This window comes from Paractinoplanes maris (genome assembly GCF_023544465.1).
In the GTDB taxonomy this organism is placed as follows: Bacteria; Actinomycetota; Actinomycetes; order Mycobacteriales; family Micromonosporaceae; genus Actinoplanes; species Actinoplanes maris.
Genome location: NZ_JALPVL010000012.1, coordinates 289,523 through 307,358 on the forward strand (window position 1 = coordinate 289,523; position 17,836 = coordinate 307,358).

At 71.7% G+C, this 17,836-nt stretch carries 19 protein-coding genes and 1 tRNA gene; 7 read left to right on the forward strand and 13 right to left on the reverse strand.

Going from position 1 to position 17,836, the window contains the following annotated elements:
- Nucleotides 1-4 precede the first annotated feature (4 nt).
- The 4 genes from NAG42_RS32690 to NAG42_RS32705 all read right to left on the reverse strand — a co-directional run bounded on the left by NAG42_RS32690 (nucleotide 5) and on the right by NAG42_RS32705 (nucleotide 4,829).
- The gene (locus NAG42_RS32690) at nucleotides 5-1,177 is read right to left on the reverse strand and encodes an extracellular catalytic domain type 1 short-chain-length polyhydroxyalkanoate depolymerase (protein WP_250035794.1); all 1,173 of its coding nucleotides are present in this window, start codon (nucleotides 1,175-1,177) and stop codon (nucleotides 5-7) included.
- A 91-nt stretch (nucleotides 1,178-1,268) separates the two neighbouring features.
- Entirely contained in the window at nucleotides 1,269-2,150 is an 882-nt protein-coding gene (locus NAG42_RS32695; RefSeq protein ID WP_250035795.1) for an alpha/beta hydrolase, read from the reverse strand.
- Nucleotides 2,147-4,060 (reverse strand): helix-turn-helix domain-containing protein, encoded by a 1,914-nt coding sequence (locus NAG42_RS32700; protein WP_250035796.1) that lies wholly within the window; start codon nucleotides 4,058-4,060, stop codon nucleotides 2,147-2,149. The genes NAG42_RS32695 and NAG42_RS32700 overlap by 4 nt, the downstream gene beginning before the upstream one ends.
- A gap of 1 nt (nucleotide 4,061) precedes the next feature.
- On the reverse strand, nucleotides 4,062-4,829 hold the full coding sequence (locus NAG42_RS32705; protein ID WP_250035797.1) for a 3-hydroxybutyrate dehydrogenase: 768 nt from the start codon (nucleotides 4,827-4,829) through the stop codon (nucleotides 4,062-4,064).
- A gap of 152 nt (nucleotides 4,830-4,981) precedes the next feature.
- Between NAG42_RS32705 and NAG42_RS32710 the strand changes: the two genes are divergently transcribed.
- Genes NAG42_RS32710 through NAG42_RS32730 form a run of 5 tightly spaced genes read left to right on the forward strand, consistent with a single transcriptional unit; the run spans nucleotide 4,982 to nucleotide 9,441 of the window.
- On the forward strand, nucleotides 4,982-6,154 hold the full coding sequence (locus NAG42_RS32710) for a substrate-binding domain-containing protein (protein WP_250035799.1): 1,173 nt from the start codon (nucleotides 4,982-4,984) through the stop codon (nucleotides 6,152-6,154).
- On the forward strand, nucleotides 6,151-6,897 hold the full coding sequence (locus tag NAG42_RS32715; protein WP_250035800.1) for an ABC transporter ATP-binding protein: 747 nt from the start codon (nucleotides 6,151-6,153) through the stop codon (nucleotides 6,895-6,897). Before NAG42_RS32710 ends, NAG42_RS32715 begins: the two co-directional genes overlap by 4 nt.
- The gene (locus NAG42_RS32720) at nucleotides 6,894-7,586 is read left to right on the forward strand and encodes an ABC transporter ATP-binding protein (protein ID WP_250035801.1); all 693 of its coding nucleotides are present in this window, start codon (nucleotides 6,894-6,896) and stop codon (nucleotides 7,584-7,586) included. The genes NAG42_RS32715 and NAG42_RS32720 overlap by 4 nt, the downstream gene beginning before the upstream one ends.
- Nucleotides 7,586-8,452, forward strand: a complete 867-nt coding sequence (locus tag NAG42_RS32725) for a branched-chain amino acid ABC transporter permease (protein WP_250035802.1) — start codon at nucleotides 7,586-7,588, stop codon at nucleotides 8,450-8,452. Before NAG42_RS32720 ends, NAG42_RS32725 begins: the two co-directional genes overlap by 1 nt.
- On the forward strand, nucleotides 8,449-9,441 hold the full coding sequence (locus NAG42_RS32730) for a branched-chain amino acid ABC transporter permease (RefSeq protein WP_250035803.1): 993 nt from the start codon (nucleotides 8,449-8,451) through the stop codon (nucleotides 9,439-9,441). Before NAG42_RS32725 ends, NAG42_RS32730 begins: the two co-directional genes overlap by 4 nt.
- Before the next feature lie 72 nt (nucleotides 9,442-9,513).
- Here NAG42_RS32730 and ptsP read toward each other — a convergent pair whose 3' ends face one another.
- The 5 genes from ptsP to NAG42_RS32755 form a co-directional block, all read right to left on the reverse strand.
- A complete protein-coding gene (gene ptsP / locus NAG42_RS32735) occupies nucleotides 9,514-11,853 on the reverse strand; it encodes a phosphoenolpyruvate--protein phosphotransferase (protein WP_250035804.1) in 2,340 nt (779 codons plus the stop codon).
- A complete protein-coding gene (dhaL, locus tag NAG42_RS32740) occupies nucleotides 11,853-12,446 on the reverse strand; it encodes a dihydroxyacetone kinase subunit DhaL (protein WP_250035805.1) in 594 nt (197 codons plus the stop codon). Before dhaL ends, ptsP begins: the two co-directional genes overlap by 1 nt.
- Before the next feature lie 4 nt (nucleotides 12,447-12,450).
- Nucleotides 12,451-13,452 carry a dihydroxyacetone kinase subunit DhaK gene (dhaK, locus tag NAG42_RS32745; RefSeq protein ID WP_250035806.1) on the reverse strand — a complete coding sequence of 334 codons (1,002 nt, stop codon included), beginning with the start codon at nucleotides 13,450-13,452 and terminating at the stop codon, nucleotides 12,451-12,453.
- Nucleotides 13,453-13,487: 35 nt separating this feature from the next.
- Nucleotides 13,488-13,751: a hypothetical protein gene (locus NAG42_RS32750; RefSeq protein WP_250035807.1), complete on the reverse strand. Its 264-nt coding sequence runs from the start codon at nucleotides 13,749-13,751 to the stop codon at nucleotides 13,488-13,490.
- Nucleotides 13,752-13,878: 127 nt separating this feature from the next.
- Nucleotides 13,879-14,427, reverse strand: a complete 549-nt coding sequence (locus NAG42_RS32755; RefSeq protein WP_250035808.1) for a TetR/AcrR family transcriptional regulator — start codon at nucleotides 14,425-14,427, stop codon at nucleotides 13,879-13,881.
- A gap of 116 nt (nucleotides 14,428-14,543) precedes the next feature.
- Between NAG42_RS32755 and NAG42_RS32760 the strand changes: the two genes are divergently transcribed.
- Nucleotides 14,544-15,332 carry an SDR family NAD(P)-dependent oxidoreductase gene (locus NAG42_RS32760; protein WP_250035809.1) on the forward strand — a complete coding sequence of 263 codons (789 nt, stop codon included), beginning with the start codon at nucleotides 14,544-14,546 and terminating at the stop codon, nucleotides 15,330-15,332.
- Between the two features lie 212 nt (nucleotides 15,333-15,544).
- On the opposite strand, the gene NAG42_RS32765 is transcribed toward NAG42_RS32760, so the two are convergent.
- The 3 genes from NAG42_RS32765 to NAG42_RS32775 form a co-directional block, all read right to left on the reverse strand.
- Nucleotides 15,545-15,883, reverse strand: a complete 339-nt coding sequence (locus NAG42_RS32765; RefSeq protein ID WP_250035810.1) for a PPC domain-containing DNA-binding protein — start codon at nucleotides 15,881-15,883, stop codon at nucleotides 15,545-15,547.
- Between the two features lie 8 nt (nucleotides 15,884-15,891).
- The gene (locus NAG42_RS32770; protein WP_284046175.1) at nucleotides 15,892-16,164 is read right to left on the reverse strand and encodes a helix-turn-helix domain-containing protein; all 273 of its coding nucleotides are present in this window, start codon (nucleotides 16,162-16,164) and stop codon (nucleotides 15,892-15,894) included.
- A 319-nt stretch (nucleotides 16,165-16,483) separates the two neighbouring features.
- Entirely contained in the window at nucleotides 16,484-17,047 is a 564-nt protein-coding gene (locus tag NAG42_RS32775; RefSeq protein ID WP_250035812.1) for an NUDIX hydrolase, read from the reverse strand.
- Between the two features lie 28 nt (nucleotides 17,048-17,075).
- Between NAG42_RS32775 and NAG42_RS32780 the strand changes: the two genes are divergently transcribed.
- Nucleotides 17,076-17,522: a protein kinase family protein gene (locus NAG42_RS32780; protein WP_250035813.1), complete on the forward strand. Its 447-nt coding sequence runs from the start codon at nucleotides 17,076-17,078 to the stop codon at nucleotides 17,520-17,522.
- Between the two features lie 190 nt (nucleotides 17,523-17,712).
- Here NAG42_RS32780 and NAG42_RS32785 read toward each other — a convergent pair.
- A tRNA-Arg gene (locus tag NAG42_RS32785) sits at nucleotides 17,713-17,785 on the reverse strand.
- Nucleotides 17,786-17,836 lie beyond the last annotated feature (51 nt).

Genomic DNA, 17,836 nt, shown 5'->3' on the forward strand with positions numbered 1-17,836 from the left:
CTCCTCAGGACTGGCAGAGCACGTAGTAGTTCTCGCCGGTGCGGCGCAGGCCGGTCGTGATCAGGACGTTCCACAGGCCCATGGCCTGGTTGGAGCCGTTCGCGTACGTGTATCCGCCCGACCGATGCGCCCGGCCCGCCGTGGTGTGGGCGTAATTGGTCGCGGTCACACAGGGCTGCGCGGGCGGAGTGGTCGGCGGGGTCGTCGGTGGGGTGGTCGTCGGTGGCGTGGTCGGGCCTCCGCCGGAGACAAGACCCCAGAACCGGGCGATGTAGTAGGACGAGCAGATCGAGGCCAGGAAGTACGCCCCGGTGGTCCCGCACTGGTCCTCCGCGCCACCCGGGTTCACCGGCGTGCCGTGTCCCAGCCCCGGCACCCGGTTGAGCTGCACGGCTGAGCCGTAGGTCTCCTGGACCGTGCCGCCCGGAAGAGTCGTGGAAGCCGTCGGAGCCGGGGACAACCCGTGCACGTTCGTCCACTGGTCCCGCAGCTCGGTGGCGTTGGCCGGCACCACGGTGCTGTCGGCGGTGCCGTGCCAGATCGCCACCCGCGGCCGCGGCCCGTTGTAGCCGGGATAGGCCGCCCGCACGAGGTCACCCCACTGCGCCGGGGTCTTCGACTGCGCCTGGTACTGGCAGATCGTGCCGCAGTTGTACGGCAGCCCCGCGATCACCGCCCCACCCGCGAACACGTCCGGGTAGGCCGCCAGCATCACCGCGGTCATCGCGCCGCCCGCCGACAACCCGGTCACATAGACCCGCGCCGGGTCGGACCCGTAGGTCGCCACCGCGTGCGCGACCATCTGCCGGATCGACAGCGCCTCACCCTGCCCGCGGCCGATGTCTCCCGCAGTGAACCAGTTGAAGCAGCTCAGCGCGTTGTTGGCCGACGTCTGCTCGGGCACCACGAGCGCCGCCCGGTAGAGGTCGGCGTACTTGCCCCAGCCGGAACCGGCGTAGTAACCGGCGGCGTTCTGCGTGCAGCCGTGCAACGCCACCACGAGCGGCCGGCCCGTCGGCAGTCCGGCCGGCACGTAGCTGAACATCCGCAGCGCCCCGGGATTGCTGCCGAAGCCGGTCACCTGCGTCAGACCGGCCGCACCGCGGGCCGGCGCCGCCGCCAGTCCGATCACCATCGCGGCGAGCACCGCGATCACCGCCCACAACCGGACCCGCATGACCGACCTCCTCAGCTGTGATCCAGAACACATCGTGAGGTGACGATATGCGGCGGACCAGGAGGTTTCCCATGGCCGCGCGGGCCACAGCTCAGAGCCGGGCTGTGTGGTCCCCGGCCATCTCGAGGATCCGGCCGGCCACCCGGGCGACCGCGTCGTCGTCGAAGAGGATCGAGTAGTGGTTGACGCCGGCCACGTGCTCGACGGCGATCCGCGTGGGGTCGAGCCCGGCCGCCGCCAGCCGTCCCGGGTCGTACAGGCCCTGCTTTTCGTTCTGCAGGCCGCGATCGGCCCACATCAGCCGGGCCGGGCAGGTCAGCCGGCGCACCGCGTCCACAGTGTCCGTGCGGAGGAGCGTGTCGGTCGCATCCGCGCGCACTGCCTCCAGCGAGCACGACGACCCCCCGCCGACGAAGTCCCGGACCACGTACGCCTCGATGTCCGCGCTCCACCCGTCCTTCAGTGCCGGATGGGCTCGGAAGAAGCCGACGTACGCCTCCACGCTCGGAAACGTCATGCCGAGCCGTTGCATCGCCGGCCCGATGACAGCCTGCAGCACCGCGTCGACGTCGGCCTCGGGCGGCACGGGCAGGACGACTCCGCCGTCGACCAGCAGCGCGCCGGCGACCCGGTCCGGATAGGCGGCCGCGGTCGACGCCACCACGAAACCACCCATCGAGTGGCCCACCAGCGTGACCCGCGGGACGCCGAGGTGACCGGCCACGGCGATCAGGTCGGCCGCGTGCGCCGCCATCCCGTACGGTCCCGGCAGCGCATTGCTGCGGGCACGGCCCCGCAGGTCGGGTGCCGCCAGGCGCACCCGCCCGCCGAGCTCCCGGGCCAGGCGGGTGAAGGCCAGCGCGTTGGCCGTGATGCCGTGCGCGGCCAGCACCACCGGACCGGTGCCGGGCCACAGGCACACCCGCAGCTCGCCGCCCTCGACGGCGACGCCGAACTCCTGCGGATCACTCACTCTGTCTCCTCCGGGTTCGCTCCGACGCCGTCGCGCAGCCGGTGCAACCGCAGGGCCAGCCTGAGGTCGAGCGAGCGGTCCGGGTCGTGCCAGTCGCCGCCCAGCAGCTGGGCGACGCGGTCGAGCCGTTGGCTGACCGTGTTGACGTGCACGTGCAGGGTCTCGGCGGCCCGGGCCAGGCTGCCCGCGGCGGCGAAATACGCGTCGAGGGTCTGCACCAGCGCGGTGCCCCGCCGCCGGTCGTAGTCGAGCACCGGGCCCAGCACGTCCTGCAGGAACCCGCCGACGTCGTGCCGTTCGGCCAGCAGCAGGCCGACGTAGCCCAGCTCGCCCGTTCCGGCGCCGGCTCCGGCCCGGCCCAGCGCGACCAGGGCCCGGACGCATCGGTCGGCCTCCCGGTGGGCGGCGGCCACCCCGGCCGGGCCCGCCGCCGGCCCCGCCGCGCCGGCGGTCACCGGCCGGCCGAGCGCGCGACCGGCCTCTTTGGACACCAGCCGGGCCGCCCGGCCGGGGTCGTCGCCCGGCACCAGCAGGGTGATCCGCCCGTCGCGGGTCATCGCCAGGCCGCCCTGGGCGGTGGCGAATCCGCGGGCCCACGACGTGGCCTGCTGCCGCGGGCCGGGCCGGGCGTCGTCGGCGACCACCACGACGTGCGGGGCGTCCAGGTCGACGCCGATGCGCCGGGCCCGGGAGCGTACGGCGTCGGGGTCGCGGACCGGGCGGCTGATCAGGTCGTCGAGCAACTCGCCGCGGACCTGTCCCTCGGCCTCGGCCACCGTCTGCCGGAAGAGCAGCAGCAGGGCGGTGATCTGCGCCGCCCGTTCCAGGGTGCGCTGGTCGGCCTCGGCCAGCGGCCGCGCTGGGTGGAAGACCAGCGCACCCAGGTTGTCGGCGCCGGCTACGACCGCCGCCACGTAGTAGTCGCCGCGCAGCACACTGCGGCCCTGCCCGCGGGAGGCCGCGACCGCTTCGGCCAGCGCGCCGGCGTCGAGCGAGGGCAGGTCGGCGGCCGACTTGGCCGTGGCCAGCTCGCGGCCGTGCGCGTCGAAGACCCGCAGCGCGCCCTCGAGCACGTCGACCAGGTCGCCCGCCACGTCGTCGACCCCGCCGCCACGCAGCACCAGCGCCGTCATCCGGTCGTGGGCCGCGGCCGCGCGCTCGACCGATTCGCTGTGGGCCTGGATGACCTGGTTCGCCGCCGACAGCTCGGTCAGGGCGGTCTGGGTCTCGGTGAGCAGCCGGGCGGCGTCGATGGCGACCGCCGCGTGCGCGGCCAGCGACACCAGCAGCGCCACCTCCTCGCGGGCGAAGGGCCGCTCGGTGCGGTTGGCCGCGAACAGCACGCCGATCACGCTGGGCCCGAGCCGCAGCGGTACGCCGAGGATCGCCACCAGCCCCTCGTCGGCCACCCCGCCGTCGATCTCGGTGGTGTGCTCGAAACGCGGGTCGGACGGGTAGTTCGCCGTCGCGTACGGGGTGCCGGTCAGCGCGACGAGCCCGCCCAGCCCGGCCCCCGGCGGCAGCCGCAGCCGCTGGAAGCTGGCCGCCACCGAGCCGTCGGTGATCCGCATGTACGTGTCGCCGTGCTCCGGATCGTCCAGCGTCAGATACGACACGTCGACGTTGAGCAGCGTCCGGGCCCGGTGCACGATCGCCCGCAGCACCGCGTCCAGCCCGCGCAGCCCGGCCAGGTCGCCCGCGGTGTCGTAGAGGGCGGACAGCTCCTCCTCCCGGCGCCGACGACGTTCCAGCAGCGCCCGCACCTGTAACGCGCGCAGCTTCACCTGCTCCAGCTCGGCCAGCTCGGCCGCCGGCGCCCCGGCCGCCCGCGCGGCCAGCAACGGCTGCTCGAACTCGACCGGTGCCGCCTCGCGGGCCAGCAGGTCGAGGAACTCCAGAGCCGAGGGCATGTCAGTGGGCCGTCCAGCCGCCGTCCAGCGGGATGGAGGCGCCGGTGATCAGGTCGGCGGCCGGGGTGCACAGATAGGCCACCAACTCCGCCACCTCCTCCGGCGCGATCAGGCGCTTGATGGCGGCCCGCTCCAGCATGATCTTTTCGATCACCTCGGACTCGCTGATGCCGTGCACCGCGGCCTGGTCGGCGATCTGCTTGTCGACCAGCGGGGTGCGGACGAACGCCGGGTCGACGCAGTTGGAGGTGACCCCGCGCCCGGCGCCCTCCAGAGCCACCACTTTGGACAGCCCCTCCAGCGCGTGCTTGGCCGTCACGTAGGCCGCCTTGAACGGCGAGGCGATCAGCCCGTGCACCGACGAGATGTTGACGACCCGGCCCCAGCCCCGCTCGTACATGTGCGGCAGGGCCCGGCGGACCAGCCGGAACGGCGCCTCGACCATCACCTTCTGCAGGTGAGCGAAGCGCTCCGGCGGGAAGTCGGGCAGCGGCGCGACGAACTGCAGGCCGGCGTTGTTGACCAGGATGTCGACGTCGGCGTCGAGCGCGTCGACCGCCTCCGGATCGGCCAGGTCGGCCGTGACCGCCCGGCCCCCGATGGCCGCCGCCACCTCTTTGGCGGCCGGTTCGTCGACGTCCACGACCAGCACGTGCGCCCCACCGGCGGCGAGCCGCATGGCGCAGGCCCGGCCGATGCCGCTGCCCGCCCCGGTGACCAGCGCGGTGCGCCCGTGCAACTGGAGTGCGACCACCTGTGTCGTCGTCATAGCGCTGAACCTAAGGCCGCGAAGCCGGAAACGCACATGGATCCGGCCCACATAGTGCGACCCCGGCCTATGGGTTCGACGCCCATGGATACGTCCCGCCGCCCGTCTTAACGTGAGCCAACGCACACCATCGATGCATTGGAAGGCTTCCCATGAGTGGACCGGCGACATCCCGGCGGGCGTTGCTCGCCGGTGGCCTCCTGACCGCCGTGGCCGTCGCCGCGGCCGGGTGCGGCAGCCCGCAGGATGCGGCGACCGGCGGTGACGCCTCGTCCCCGCTGAACGTCGGGGTCGTGTACTCGCAGAGCGGCCCGCTGGCCAGCTACGGCCAGCAGTACGTGGACGGCTTCAAGGCCGGCCTGGCCTACGCCACCGGCGGCAGCGGCAAGGTGGGTGGCCGCGAGGTCACGGTCACCTATGCCGACGACGCCGGTGACCCGGTCAAGGCGGTCTCGGCGGCCAAGGACCTGATCGGCCGGGGCTACCAGGTGCTGGCCGGCTCCACCTCGTCCGGCGTCGCGCTGCAGGTCGCCCCGCTCGCTGCCACCAACAAGGTGCTGTTCGTCTCGGGCCCGGCGGCGGCCGACGCCATCACCGGCGTGAACCGCTACACGTTCCGGTCGGGCCGCCAGTCCTTCCAGGACGTGCAGACGGCCAAGGCCTATCTCGGCGACGGCCGCAAGGTGCTGGTCTTCGCGCCCGACTCGGCCTTCGGCAAGTCGAACGTCGCCGCGGTCAAGGCGGTGCTCGGCGGCAACGGGGTGACCGTCTCGGACATCGCCGTGCCCGCGACCGCCACCGACTTCACCCCGTTCGCCGGCCAGGTCAAGGCGGCCCGCCCCGATCTCGTCTTCGTCGCCTGGGCCGGCAGCACGGCCGGCGCGATGTGGCAGGCACTCGACCAGCAGGGCGTGCTGTCGTCGACCACCGTGGTCACCGGTCTCGACATCCGGGCCACCTGGCCGTCCTTCGGCGCCGGCGGCGCGAAGCTGCACCTGCTGGCCCACTACTTCGACGGCGCCACCAAGAACGCGGCCGAGCAGGCCCTGGCCGAGGCCGTGCCCGGGGGCAAGACCGACCTCTTCCACCCGGACGGCTTCGCCGCCGCGCAGATGATCGTGCACGCCCTCGACCAGGGCGGCACCGACGTCGAAAAGATGGTCACCGCGCTGGAGGGCTACAGCTTCGAGTCGGTCAAGGGCACGATGACCGTCCGGGCCGGGGATCACGCCCTGCTCCAGCCGATGTTCCAGGCCAAGCTGACCGGCGCCGACGCCACCCCGGTGGCCACGATCAGCGCCACCGACACGGCGCCCCCGGCATGACCGCTCTGCTGGTCGACAAGGTGTCGTGGCACGTCGGCGCCGTCCCGATCGTCGACGACGTGACGCTGGCGGTCGAGCCGGGCGAGTTCGTGGCCCTGATCGGTCCCAACGGCGCCGGCAAGACCTCCCTGTTCAACCTGGTCAGCGGTCTGCGCCGGCCGACCGCGGGCCGGGTCGTGCTGGGCGGCGACGACGTCACCGGGGCCAAGCCGCACCAGCGGGCGCGGCGCGGTCTCGGCCGCACGTTCCAGACCTCGGCCGTCTTCGGCTCGCTGACCGTGCTCGAGAACGTCGAGCTGGCCGTCCGGGCCCGCGAGGGCGGCGCCACCCGGCCGTGGCGCAGCCGGGCCGACCGGGCGGTCACCGGGACGGCCGAGCGGATTCTGACCCAGGTCGGGCTGGACGACCGGGCCGCGCGAACGGCCGGCGAGCTGGCCCACGGCGAGAAACGCAAGCTCGAGATCGCGCTGGTGCTGGCCGGTTCGCCGCGCCTGCTGCTGCTCGACGAGCCGATGGCCGGGGTCAGCGCCGAGGACGTGCCGGCGCTGGTCAAGGTGGTCAAGGCACTCACCGAGGACGCCGGGCGCAGCGTGCTGATGGTCGAGCACCACATGGACGTCGTGCTCGAGCTGGCCGACCGGGTCGCCGTGCTGCACCACGGCGCCCTGCTCGCTTGCGGCACCCCGGCCGAGGTCATGGCCGACTCCACCGTGCAAGAGGCCTACCTCGGGGAGGCGCTGTGATCCTGCGGGTCCGAGACCTTTCCGTACGCCTGGGCGGCTCGCACATCCTGCAGGGCGTCACCTTCGACGTGCCGCCGTCCGGGGTCACCGCCCTGCTCGGCCGCAACGGCGTCGGCAAGACCACCACCCTGCGCGCTGTCCTGGGCGAGGTCCCGGCCACCGGCTCGGTCGAGTTCGGCGGCGACCCGGTGCTCGGCCGGCCCACGCACAAGCTGGTGCGCTCCGGGCTGGGTTACGTGCCGGAGGACCGCTGCGTGTTCGGCGGCCTCACCGTCGCCGAGAACCTGCGCCTGGCCGTCCGCGGCGCCGACCCCGACTACGACACCGTGCACGAGCTCTTCCCCGAGCTGCGGGCCCGGGCCGGCCAGCGCGCGGGCACGCTCTCGGGCGGTCAGCAGCAGATGGTCGCGATCGCCCGGGTGCTGCTCAACCGCAACCGGCTGCTGCTGGTCGACGAACCCACCAAGGGGCTGGCCCCGGCGGTCGTGTCGGCGGTGGCCGCCGTGCTGTCCCGGGTGGCCGAGCAGGTGCCGATCCTGCTGGTCGAGCAGAACCTGGCCGTGGTGCGGCGGCTGGCCGCCGGGGCGGTGGTGCTGGAGGCCGGGCAGGTCGCCTGGACCGGGGCCGCGAGCGACCTCCTGGGCGACGCCGGGCGCACCCGGACCCTGCTCGGCGTGGGGAGAGCCTGATGTCCACGGTGATCCTGCTGACGCTGACCGGGCTCGGCCTGGCCGCGCTGTATTTCCTGATCGCCTCGGGGCTGTCGCTCGTCTTCGGGCTGGCCGGGGTGCTGAACTTCGCGCACGGGCTGTTCCTGTCGGTCGGGGCGTACGCGACCTGGTGGGCGGAGCCGCACTGGGGGCTGGCCGTCGCCGTGCCGGTGGGCATCGCGGCCGGCGCGGCCACCGGGGCGCTGGTCGAGGTGGTGCTGATCCGCCCGCTCTACAAACGACCGACCGAGCAGGTGCTGGTCACGGTCGGCCTGTCGCTGGCCGGGGTGGCGCTGCTGCAATCGGTGTGGGGCGCCGACCCGCGGACGTTTCCCCGCCCGGCCTGGGCGTCCGAGGTCACCACGATCGGCTCGGCCCAGGTGCCCGACGACCGCTTCCTGCTGATCGGCACGGCCGTGGTGGTCCTGCTGGCCCTGCTGACCTTCCTGCACCGGACCCGGTACGGGCTGATCATCCGGGCCGGGGTGGAGAACCGGGACATGGTCAGCGCCCTCGGCATCGACGTGCGCCGCGCGTTCACCCTGGTCTTCACGATCGGCGGGGCGCTGGCAGGCACGGCCGGGGTGCTCGGCGGCATGTACTTCGGGTCGGTCTCCCCCGGTCAGGGCGCCTCGCTGCTGATCTTCGCCTTCATCGTGGTCGTGATCGGCGGGCTGGGCTCGGTCACCGGCTCGGCCGTGGCGGCGGTGGTGGTCGGATTGCTCCAGCAGTTCGTCAACTACTACGGGGCGGCCGGGGCCGGGGACGTCAGCGTGGTCGCGTTGCTCGCCCTCGTGCTGTTGCTGCGACCGTCCGGTCTCGCTCGAACGGCGGTCACCGCATGAGTCACGTCCGCAAGAGCCTGCCACTGCTCGTGCTGGTGGTGCTGATCGTCCTGCCCTACTCGACCCTGCCGGTGCCGGGCGTCTTCGAGAGCCCGCTCAACTCGCCCGGCACGTTGCAGATGCTCGCGCTGTGCCTGGTCTTCGGCGGGCTGGCGCTCGGCTACGACCTGCTCTTCGGGCGGGCCGGGCTGCTGTCGTTCGGGCACGCGCTCTACATCGCGGCCGGCGCCTATGGCACGGACATCCTGGTCAGCCACGCCCACTGGCCACTGTGGGCGGCGGTGGCGGTGACCGTGCCGGCCGTGGCGGTCCTCGCCGCCCTGCTGGGTGCGGTCGCCCTGCGGACGACGGGAATCGCCTTCGCCATGGTGACGCTGGCCTTCGCCCAGGTCGGGTGGATCGTCGTCAACCGCGACCCGGGCGGGCTCACCGGCGGCGAGGAGGGGCTGCCGCTGGACAGTGCGGGGCTGCCGGCGTCGCTGGTCGGGGTGGCCGACACGGCCAACCTGTATTGGGTGGCGCTCGCGTTCCTGCTCGTCGTGGTCGTGGTGGTGCACGGCATCGACCGGGCGCCGCTGGGACGGGTGCTGACCGGGCTGCGCGACGACGAGCGCCGGGTGTCGGTGCTCGGGCTGTCCGCCTACCGGTTGAAGCTGGGGACGTTTGTGCTGGCGGGTGCGCTGGCCGCGCTGGGTGGCGCGGTGCACGCGCTGATCGTCGGTGGGGCGTCGCCGCATCTGGCCTCGGCCGACCTGACGCTGTCGCTGATCGTCATGGCGGTGCTGGGCGGGGCGGGCACCCGGTGGGGCGCGGTGGTCGGTGGGGTCGTCTACGCCTATCTCGACCAGCGCCTGACCCAGATCGGCGGCGCACTGCCCGGGCCGCTGAGCCAGCCGTTGTTCATCCTCGGCACGCTCTTCGTGCTCGCCGTCTATTTCGCGCCGGGCGGCCTGACCGGCGTACTCAAACGGCGCGGCCGGCTGGCGTGACCACCTTTGCTCGGACGGCTTTGTGCGACCCGGGTGCTCAGACGGCGCGGACGGCTGGCTTGACCCGGGTGCTCAGACGGCGCGGACGGCTTGTTTGACCAGCGGGATCAGTGCCGGGGCCACGCTCAATTCCCGTACGCCGGAAGCGAGCAGCCTCGGCACGACGGTCTCGTCGCCCGCCAGCTCGCCGCACACTCCGACTAGCACCCGGTCGCCCGCGGCCCGGCACACCTCGCCGACAAGCCGCTCGACTGCCGGATCGAGTCCCGCCGTGAGCGACAGCAGAGCCGGGTTGCCGCGTTCGGCGGCCAGCGTGTACTGGGTCAGGTCGTTGGTGCCGATGCTGAAGAAGTCGACGTAGGGCACGAACTCGGCCGCCCGCAACGCCGCCGCGGGCACCTCGACCATCATGCCGACCCGCAGTCCCGGGGCGTCGCCGGCCTCGGCCAGCATCGCCCGCGCGGCCCGCAATTCGTCCACTGTGGTCACCATCGGGAACATGATGCTGACCGGCGTCTCCCGGGCCACCTGGACGATCGCCCGCAGCTGCTCGGCGAACATGGCCGGGTGGGCCAGCGAGTGCCGCAGACCGCGAACGCCGAGGAACGGGTTGGCCTCGGCCGGTGGCGGCAGGTAGGGCAGGGGCTTGTCGCTGCCCGCGTCGAGTGTGCGCAGCGTGATCCGGCGGCCGCCCAGGGCCTCGGCGATCCGGCGGTAGACGTCGGCCTGCTCGTCGAGACCGGGCGCCTGGGTGCGATCCAGGAAGAGGAACTCCGTGCGGACCAGGCCGGCCAGGTCGGCGCCGTTGGCCGCGGCGGATCGCGCGTCCCCGACCGAGCCGATGTTCGCGCCGACCTCGATGGTCAGACCCCGGCTGGTCACGGCGGGGGCGGCGGCCCGGGTGAGGGCTTCGGTCCGGCGTAGGTCTTGCTGGTGTGCCCTCGAACGGAACGTGGCGAGCACGGCGTCGGACGGAGCGGCCACGACCTCGCCGGTGCCGCCGTCCATCGCGATCAGCGTGCCGGCCGGGATGTCGAGGATCCCGGGGCCGGCGCCGACCACGGCCGGGATGCCGCGGGTGCGGGTGAGGATCGCGGCGTGCGAGGTGAGGCTGCCGCCGGCCAGGACCACCCCGGCGATGCGGTGCGGGTCGAGGGTGGCGGCCTCGGCCGGGGTCAGGTCGGCGGCGATCAGCACGCCGTCGCCGTCCGGGGCCGGGGCGGGCAGGCCGAGCAGGGCGCGCAGGACCTGCTGGGCCACGGCTCGGACGTCGGCGGCGCGGCCGCGCAGATAGGGATCGGTGAGGTCGTCGAACTCGGCGGCCACCCGGGCGGTCGCCTCGTGCCAGGCCTGTGGGGCGGGCTCGTCGCGGTCGATGCGGGTGTGGACGTCGTCGAGCAGATCGTCGTCCTCCAGCAGCATCCGGTGGGCGTCGAAGATGGGGTTGTGGAGACGGTCGAGCTCTTGTCCGGCCGCCGCCAGTGCCCGGTCGAGGCGGTGCCGCTCGATGGCCGGGCCCTGCGACGGGGTGTGGGGGAGCTCGATCGGGGCTTCGCGCACGCGCAGGGCTGGGCCGATGCCGATGCCGGGGGAGGCGGCTTCCCCTCTGGGTGCTTCGCCTCGGCCGGGGGTCGCTTGGCTGGTCGCGGTCGGGTCGTCCGGGCTGAGGGAAGCGCCCCCGGCGAGTGCGTCGTCCTCGGGAGCAGGCTCGCCGAAGTTCTGCCGGGCCACGGCGACAATGCGGTTCACCGCATCCCGTGCTTCGCGGCCCTCCGCGCGTACGTCCAGCTCGTGATCTCGCGAAGCGCCCAGGGTGGCGACGCGGGTGAGGCTGGACGCCGGGACCCAGGGCCCTCCGGTGGTCGCATTGCGCAGCTCGACCCGGGCGTCGAAGGCGCGGACCTCGGTGACCAGGCTGGCCGCGGGGCGGGCATGCAGACCGTGTGGATTGTGGATGGTGATCGTGGCGGTCGCCTCCGGCTTGGCGTCCGATTCGTCCGGTGTGGTGGGCGCGACCCCGAGGTGCGACTGCTTGCCGGCCAGGCCGTTGACCGCCTCCTCGGCGACCTCGTGCCGGTCGGCGCCCGAAGCAGCGGCCACGGTGGCGGCGATCAAGCCCTCGACCAGCGGCGCGGGGGAGAGGATGACGCGATCGGGCTCGTCGACCATCTCGAGAGCGAGTTCGGCCGACAGCACGGCGCTGCCCAGATCCATCAGCACGACGACGCCGTCACCGCTGTCCACGGCCGTGATGGCCTCGCTGATGGCGACCGCGTCGGTGCCGAACGTCGTGTCGTCCAGCCCCGCCGCGACCTCGACGGCCACCGGCCGCCCCGCCGTCATCTCGGACGCCAGGGCGACCGCGGCCCGGGCCAGGGGGCGGCTGTGGCACACCACCACCAGGCCGACCATCAGCCCGCGTCGCCCAGCGTCGTCGCCGCCGCGGTCAGCAGCAGCGTCACCGAGGTCGCGCCCGGATCGGCGTGCCCGGCGCTGCGCTCACCGAGATAGCTGGCCCGGCCCTTCCGCGCGATCAGCGGGATCGTCGCGTCCCGCCCCCGCCCGGCGGCGTCGGCCGCGGCCCGCATGGTGCCGCCGGCCTCCAGCACGTCGACCGCGGGCGACAACGCGTCGACCATCGTCTTGTCGCCCAGCCCGGCCTTGCCCCGGGCGACCACCCCGTCGAGCCCCGCCCGCAGCACCTTGGCCAGGTCGGCCTGCTCGCCGGCGGCCGCCGCCATCCGCAGGAACGCCGTCCCGTAGAGCGGCCCGCTGGCCCCGCCGACCTTGCTGATCAGCGTCATCCCGACCTTCTTGAACAGCGCCGACGGCGTCTCCTGAGGCTCGGCGTCGAGCACGGCCACCACCGCCTGCAGACCACGGTCCATGTTGGCGCCGTGGTCGCCGTCGCCGATCGCCGAGTCGAGCTCGGTCAGCTCGGCCTTGTTGAGCGCGATCAGACGGGCGAACTCGCGGATCCACGCGGTGAGAGCCTCGGTGTCCACCGGTTCAGACCCCCTTGCGCAGCGCCGGCGTACGGACCGGCGCGTCCCACAACCGCAGGAGCTCGTCGTCGGCTTTGAGCAGGGTGACCGAGCAGCCGGCCATGTCGAGGCTGGTGATGTAGGGCCCGACGAGCGACCGGGCGACCGGGATGCCCGCCTTGGCCAGCAGCTGCGACACCTCGTTGAACATCAGATACAGCTCGATCAGCGGCGTCGCCCCCATCCCGTTGACAAAGGCGATCACCCCGTCGCCGCCGGTGAAGTCGAGGTCGGACAGGATCGGGCCGACCAGCATCTCGGCGATCTCGGCGGCCGGCGCGACCGGCACCCGGCGGCGGCCCGGCTCCCCGTGGATGCCGATGCCGACCTCCATCTCACCCTCCGGCAGGTCGAAGGTCGGCTTGCCGGCGGCCGGCACGGTGCACGAGGTGAGGGCGAGACCCATACTGCGGGCGTACGAGTTGACCTTGCGCGCCACCTCGGCGACCTGATCGAGCGGGCGCCCCTCCTCGGCCGCGGCCCCCGCGATCTTCTCGACCAGCACGGTCGCCCCCACGCCCCGGCGTCCCGCCGTGTAGAGGCTGTCCTGCACCGCCACGTCGTCGTCGATCACGACCGAGACGACCTGGGTGCCGCTGTCGGCCGCGACCATCTCGGCCGCCAGCTCGAAGTTCATGATGTCGCCGGTGTAGTTCTTGACGATGTGCAGCACCCCGGCGCCGCCGTCGACGGCCTGGGTGGCCGCCACCATCTGATCCGGCACCGGCGACGTGAAGACCTCACCCGCACAGGCCGCGTCCAGCATGCCCGGCCCGACGAACCCGGCGTGCAGCGGCTCGTGCCCCGACCCGCCACCGGAGACGAGCCCGACCTTGCCCCGGACAGGTGCGTCGCCGCGCACGACGATGCGGTTCTCGTGATCGACGCGCAGCTCCGGGTGCGCCGCGGCGAACCCGAGGAGCGCGTCACTGATGACATTCGCGGGATCGTTGATGAGCTTCTTCATGGTGGCTCCTCACCGCTGGTGACCGTCTGCCAACCTCAAGCTACGCCGCGCGCCCAGCGGTTTCGAGAGCCACGATCAATCTCCCGCGTCGCGACGGTCCGGCCGTGCTGGGTGACGAGGCGGACGGTCGGTGAGTCCTCGAGGTAGCAGAGGAGCATCTGCAACGACAGCAGCAGGAACGCGACCGTGTAAACAGGTCCGAACGCCGCGCCGTAGCCGTGGATCTCGGCCAGAGTCGCATAGGCATGCCGGAAAGCCCAGAACTCGAGGGCGACCAGGATGATCGCTCCGCCGATCACGCCCTCACCCGCCACCGTGACATGCAGGTGGACCTTTCCTCCGGAACCTCACCGGTTCCGAAGAGCTCCAGGGCCCGCCGGAGTGCCGGCTCTCGGTCCTGGTCACTGAACGGCATGAGGAACGAGGTTACGGTTTGCCGCCGAGGGCGCCGAGCACGCTGCGGATCAGCAGCGCCGATCGGGCTCCCACCTCGTCGCCGCCGTCGGCCAGTTCCGCAGCGTCCGCGGGCAGTAGATACACCTCGTGCAGCAGTGCGAGGTAGACATTCCGGCACCAGACCGGCTGCGCGGCGGTGATCACGCCGGATTCGTACAGGCGCGCGAAGAGCAAATCGATGCCGGCCAGGACGTCGTCATCGGGCCCATAGTTGAGGTCGACGACGAGGCGGTAGCTCGCCTTGACCTCGAAGGCGCTTTCCGTCAGGCGGTGCAGGGCGACCAGCGGGGGCGCTGTTCCTACCCGGGCCTGGTCGATGCCGTGCCGATAGCGGTCGTTGAACCGCTTGGACAGGGCGTCGATCAGCGCTTTGCGAGACGCGAAGCGGCGGTGGACCGTCGCGCGGGCAAGTCCCGCGGCGTCGGCGATCTTCTCCAGAGAGGCGCTTGCGTCTTCGGCGAGAACCCTCTCGGCGGCTTCCAGGATCCGCGCGGTGCTGCGCTCCGCGTCTGCCCTCACGACATCACCATACCGAACCCCTAACTGAGACACAACTGACTCAGTTATTGACACAGCGGCGACAGTGGAGTTGCATCTGATGTGCCCGAATCAGCCAGCCGAACAGGAGCACCACCATGAATCTGGACCTTGCCGGTAAGCGCGTCCTCGTGACCGGCGCGAGCAAGGGCATCGGGCTCGCCGTCGTCCGCGCCTTCCTCGACGAGGGTGCCGTGGTCTCCGCCGTGTCCCGGCGCAGCACCCCCGAGCTCGACGCCACCACGGCCACGTTTGTATCGGCCGACCTCGCCGACCCGGACGGTCCGCGGCGGATGGTCGAGACCGTGCTCGCCGCCGACCCTCGCCTCGACATCCTGATCAACAACGTTGGTGGCGGCACCACGACAGCCGAGGCCATGGCCGACCCGCTCGACGGCGATGACGACCTGTGGAGCGAGGTCTACGCCCTGAACCTCTTCGCGACCGTACGGACCACCCGCCACGCCCTACCGGCACTGACCCGCTCGCGGGGAGCCATCGTCAACATCAGTTCCAACAGCGCCCGCGCCCCGTTCGGCACACCGCTGGCCTACACCAGCGCCAAGGGCGCCCTCAACACGTTCTCCCGGGGTCTGGCCGAAAAGGTCGCCGCCGACGGGGTCCGGGTAAACGTCGTCACCCCCGGCGGCACGCACACCGACCTGATGGCGGGCAAGGACGGCTACCTCGCCACAGTCGCCACGACCATGGGCATCGACCACGCCGTTCTGCTCGCCGCGATGCCGGCGAACGGGGGCATGCTGACCGGCACCCTGATCGACCCGGCCGAGATCGCACGCGCGGTGCTGCTGCTGGCCTCCCCGGTCATGCCAAGCACGATCGGCGAGATCTGGGCGGTGGACGCCGGCTCGGTAAAAGCAGTCTGACGTCCCCCGCAGCCCGCACCTGGAGAGGATCGCCCGGTTCGCCGGCACGTCCTTCTCGCTCGAAGGCCGGGCGCTCACGACCGCCCGGCCTTCTCAGCGCCACACCCGGTCCCGCGGGTCAATACGCGGCGATCATGGATGCCGGCCGTTGAACGGGCATCGCGCGTGCCCCGCCCGGCCAGGCTCCGGACCAGGTGCGTTGCGCGAATTCTCTAATTGCCAACGGCAGTTAAGTAGGCTCGTACAAAGAAGCCTCCGACTAAGGCACGGTGCAGATGGCCGGCCGCCGTGATGTCCTCACCCGCGAGCGTGACGTGCAGGTGGGCCTTTCCTTCGATTACCTCGCCCGTTCCGGAGAGTTCCATCGGCTGCGAGTAGCGACGGAGGTAGTCGATGCTTTCGTCGTCCTTGGCCATGACCGAGACCACTGCCTCGTTGACCGCTCCGATCAGCGTGATGACCGCGCTGCCGAGGCTGAGCTTGTCGACCCCCTCCTGAACGGTCCGGAGGACTTCCTGGTCCTTGTTGACCTGGATGACATGGGTGGGCAAGGGGACTCCTAAATCTTGAGTGGGTTGACGCCCGCGAGGGTTGCTCCAATGGCCCGTAGATTCTCTCGGCTGGGCTCCAACCTGAGCGCCGAGATCAGGGCTTCGGTGACCGTCTGATCTGTCCGTCGCTGTCGTCGCTTCAAGTCCTCTCCCAGGACGCTCTCGTACTCTCTGATGACGTCCGGGGTGACCGCTCTGACGCCAGTCTCTACGTTGCCGATGTAGTTACGGCTGTAGCCGGTGCGCTTCGCCATGCGGGCTGACGAGAGGCGACCGCGCATTGGGCGCGGAGATTCTGGCAGCGATGAGCCATCAATCCGCCTACAGGCGAGCCCCGGCCGAGGCGGTCGATCTGGCCCGGGCAGCGGGACGTTCAGCGGTAGAGGCTGGTGTCTCCGCTATCGAGAGGGAGTCCGCTGTACTGGAAGCTCAGGGCCATGCGGTGAGCGGCGATGAGGCTGCTTGCGCGGTCGCCTAAGGGCTCCACTCGGTTCGGGCGCGTGACTATCTCGCAGATTTAGCGAACCGGCTCGGGCAACACGTCGGGTTGGCGCCGGTCAGTCAGTTCACTGACCGAGTGCGCCCGATGCTCCGGGCAAGCTAGAGCTTGCCTTGGGCCTTGAGGAGTTGAACCGCAAGCAAGCCTGACACCGAACCGGCACCAACGATGGAGCCGTCGTCCATGTGCTGCTGAATGTCAGTCAACGGAATCCAGCCGATGCGCTCAGCTTCGTTGACATCAGGTGCCGACCCCGTGAAGTCGGCTCCTCGGGCCAGGAAGACGACGTTCTCCTGCTCGATCGTTCCGACCATCGGCTGGAACGTGACGAGCTTTTCCATGCTGCGCGGACGCCAGCCGGTTTCCTCTTCCACCTCGCGGGTGGCGCAGGTCATGGGGTCCTCGGCGGGGTCGAGGTAGCCTCCCGGCAGCTCCCAGACCCATCGATCCACGATGAAGCGATGGCGCCACATCATGAGGACGCGCTCCTCATCGTCGAGAACGATGACCATCGCCGCGCCCGGGATCCGGAGCACGTACTGCTCGAAACGGACGCCGTCCGGGAGCTCCACGTCGGCGATGCTCAGAACCGCGCGCCGGGTGTCGTCCAGAACGCGCTCCCCGTGGATCGTCCACTCGCTGGCTCGCTTCGGCTCCGTGCTCATGCGTCGAAACTTTAGTCACGTCGAGCGGATGACACGCCTCGGTGAAATTCCTTGCCCAGATGTCACCCTCCGCGAGGCGTCGCTACGGCTTGAGCACTACGCCGCACCCGACGAACTGCATCACTTCGCTGGGCATTCTCTGCTCCACACCGACCTGAACAACGCCAACGTCATCGTCGCCGACGGCGTCGCCTGCATGGTCGACTGGGGCTGGGCCACCCGAGGAGCCGCCTGGCTGGACGCGGCGTACTGGACGATCTGGCTTATCAGCGCCGGCCATGCACCGGTCGAAGCCGAGCGCTGGGCACAACGGATTCCCGCCTGGCAAGCGGCTACCAGCGCTGGGCTCGCCGCATTCGCCGCAGCCAACGTCCGTATGTGGAACCAAATCGCCGGAGCGCAACCCGACGCCTGGACCCGACGCATGGTGATCGCCGCGGACCGATGGAAGGCGCACCGCGTCAGCCGCATGTGACGAAGGCACACCCGGGTTGGCCGGACGGGCCTTCCTGCTCTTCGACGGCTCATAACGCCTACGCGTGCGGCCCAGCTCGGCCCCGACCGGGCGCCGGTCGTAATCAGGCCGGCACCATGGCGATGGGGGGATCCGGGGGGCTTGCCCCCACGGCGTGGGGTCTGGGGCTCGGGCCCCAGGGACGCTCAAGCGCGCCCGGCAGGATTCGAACCTGCGACCGACGGATTAGAAGTCCGTTGCTCTATCCGCTGAGCTACGAGCGCGAGGGGCACAGCTTAACTTGCCGGTGGCGACGCGGGGGTAACCAGCCGTCG

Coding starts and splice junctions, on each gene's coding strand:
- NAG42_RS32770 (WP_284046175.1), bottom strand. CDS start 16,164: ATGCGCGGTCGCCTCTCGTCAGCCCGCATGGCGAAGCGCACCGGCTAC.
- dhaK (WP_250035806.1), bottom strand. CDS start 13,452: ATGAAGAAGCTCATCAACGATCCCGCGAATGTCATCAGTGACGCGCTC.
- NAG42_RS32780 (WP_250035813.1), top strand. CDS start 17,076: ATGACACGCCTCGGTGAAATTCCTTGCCCAGATGTCACCCTCCGCGAG.
- NAG42_RS32690 (WP_250035794.1), bottom strand. CDS start 1,177: ATGCGGGTCCGGTTGTGGGCGGTGATCGCGGTGCTCGCCGCGATGGTG.
- NAG42_RS32700 (WP_250035796.1), bottom strand. CDS start 4,060: ATGCCCTCGGCTCTGGAGTTCCTCGACCTGCTGGCCCGCGAGGCGGCA.
- NAG42_RS32715 (WP_250035800.1), top strand. CDS start 6,151: ATGACCGCTCTGCTGGTCGACAAGGTGTCGTGGCACGTCGGCGCCGTC.
- NAG42_RS32775 (WP_250035812.1), bottom strand. CDS start 17,047: ATGAGCACGGAGCCGAAGCGAGCCAGCGAGTGGACGATCCACGGGGAG.
- NAG42_RS32725 (WP_250035802.1), top strand. CDS start 7,586: ATGTCCACGGTGATCCTGCTGACGCTGACCGGGCTCGGCCTGGCCGCG.
- ptsP (WP_250035804.1), bottom strand. CDS start 11,853: ATGGTCGGCCTGGTGGTGGTGTGCCACAGCCGCCCCCTGGCCCGGGCC.
- NAG42_RS32710 (WP_250035799.1), top strand. CDS start 4,982: ATGAGTGGACCGGCGACATCCCGGCGGGCGTTGCTCGCCGGTGGCCTC.
- NAG42_RS32705 (WP_250035797.1), bottom strand. CDS start 4,829: ATGACGACGACACAGGTGGTCGCACTCCAGTTGCACGGGCGCACCGCG.
- NAG42_RS32730 (WP_250035803.1), top strand. CDS start 8,449: ATGAGTCACGTCCGCAAGAGCCTGCCACTGCTCGTGCTGGTGGTGCTG.
- NAG42_RS32760 (WP_250035809.1), top strand. CDS start 14,544: ATGAATCTGGACCTTGCCGGTAAGCGCGTCCTCGTGACCGGCGCGAGC.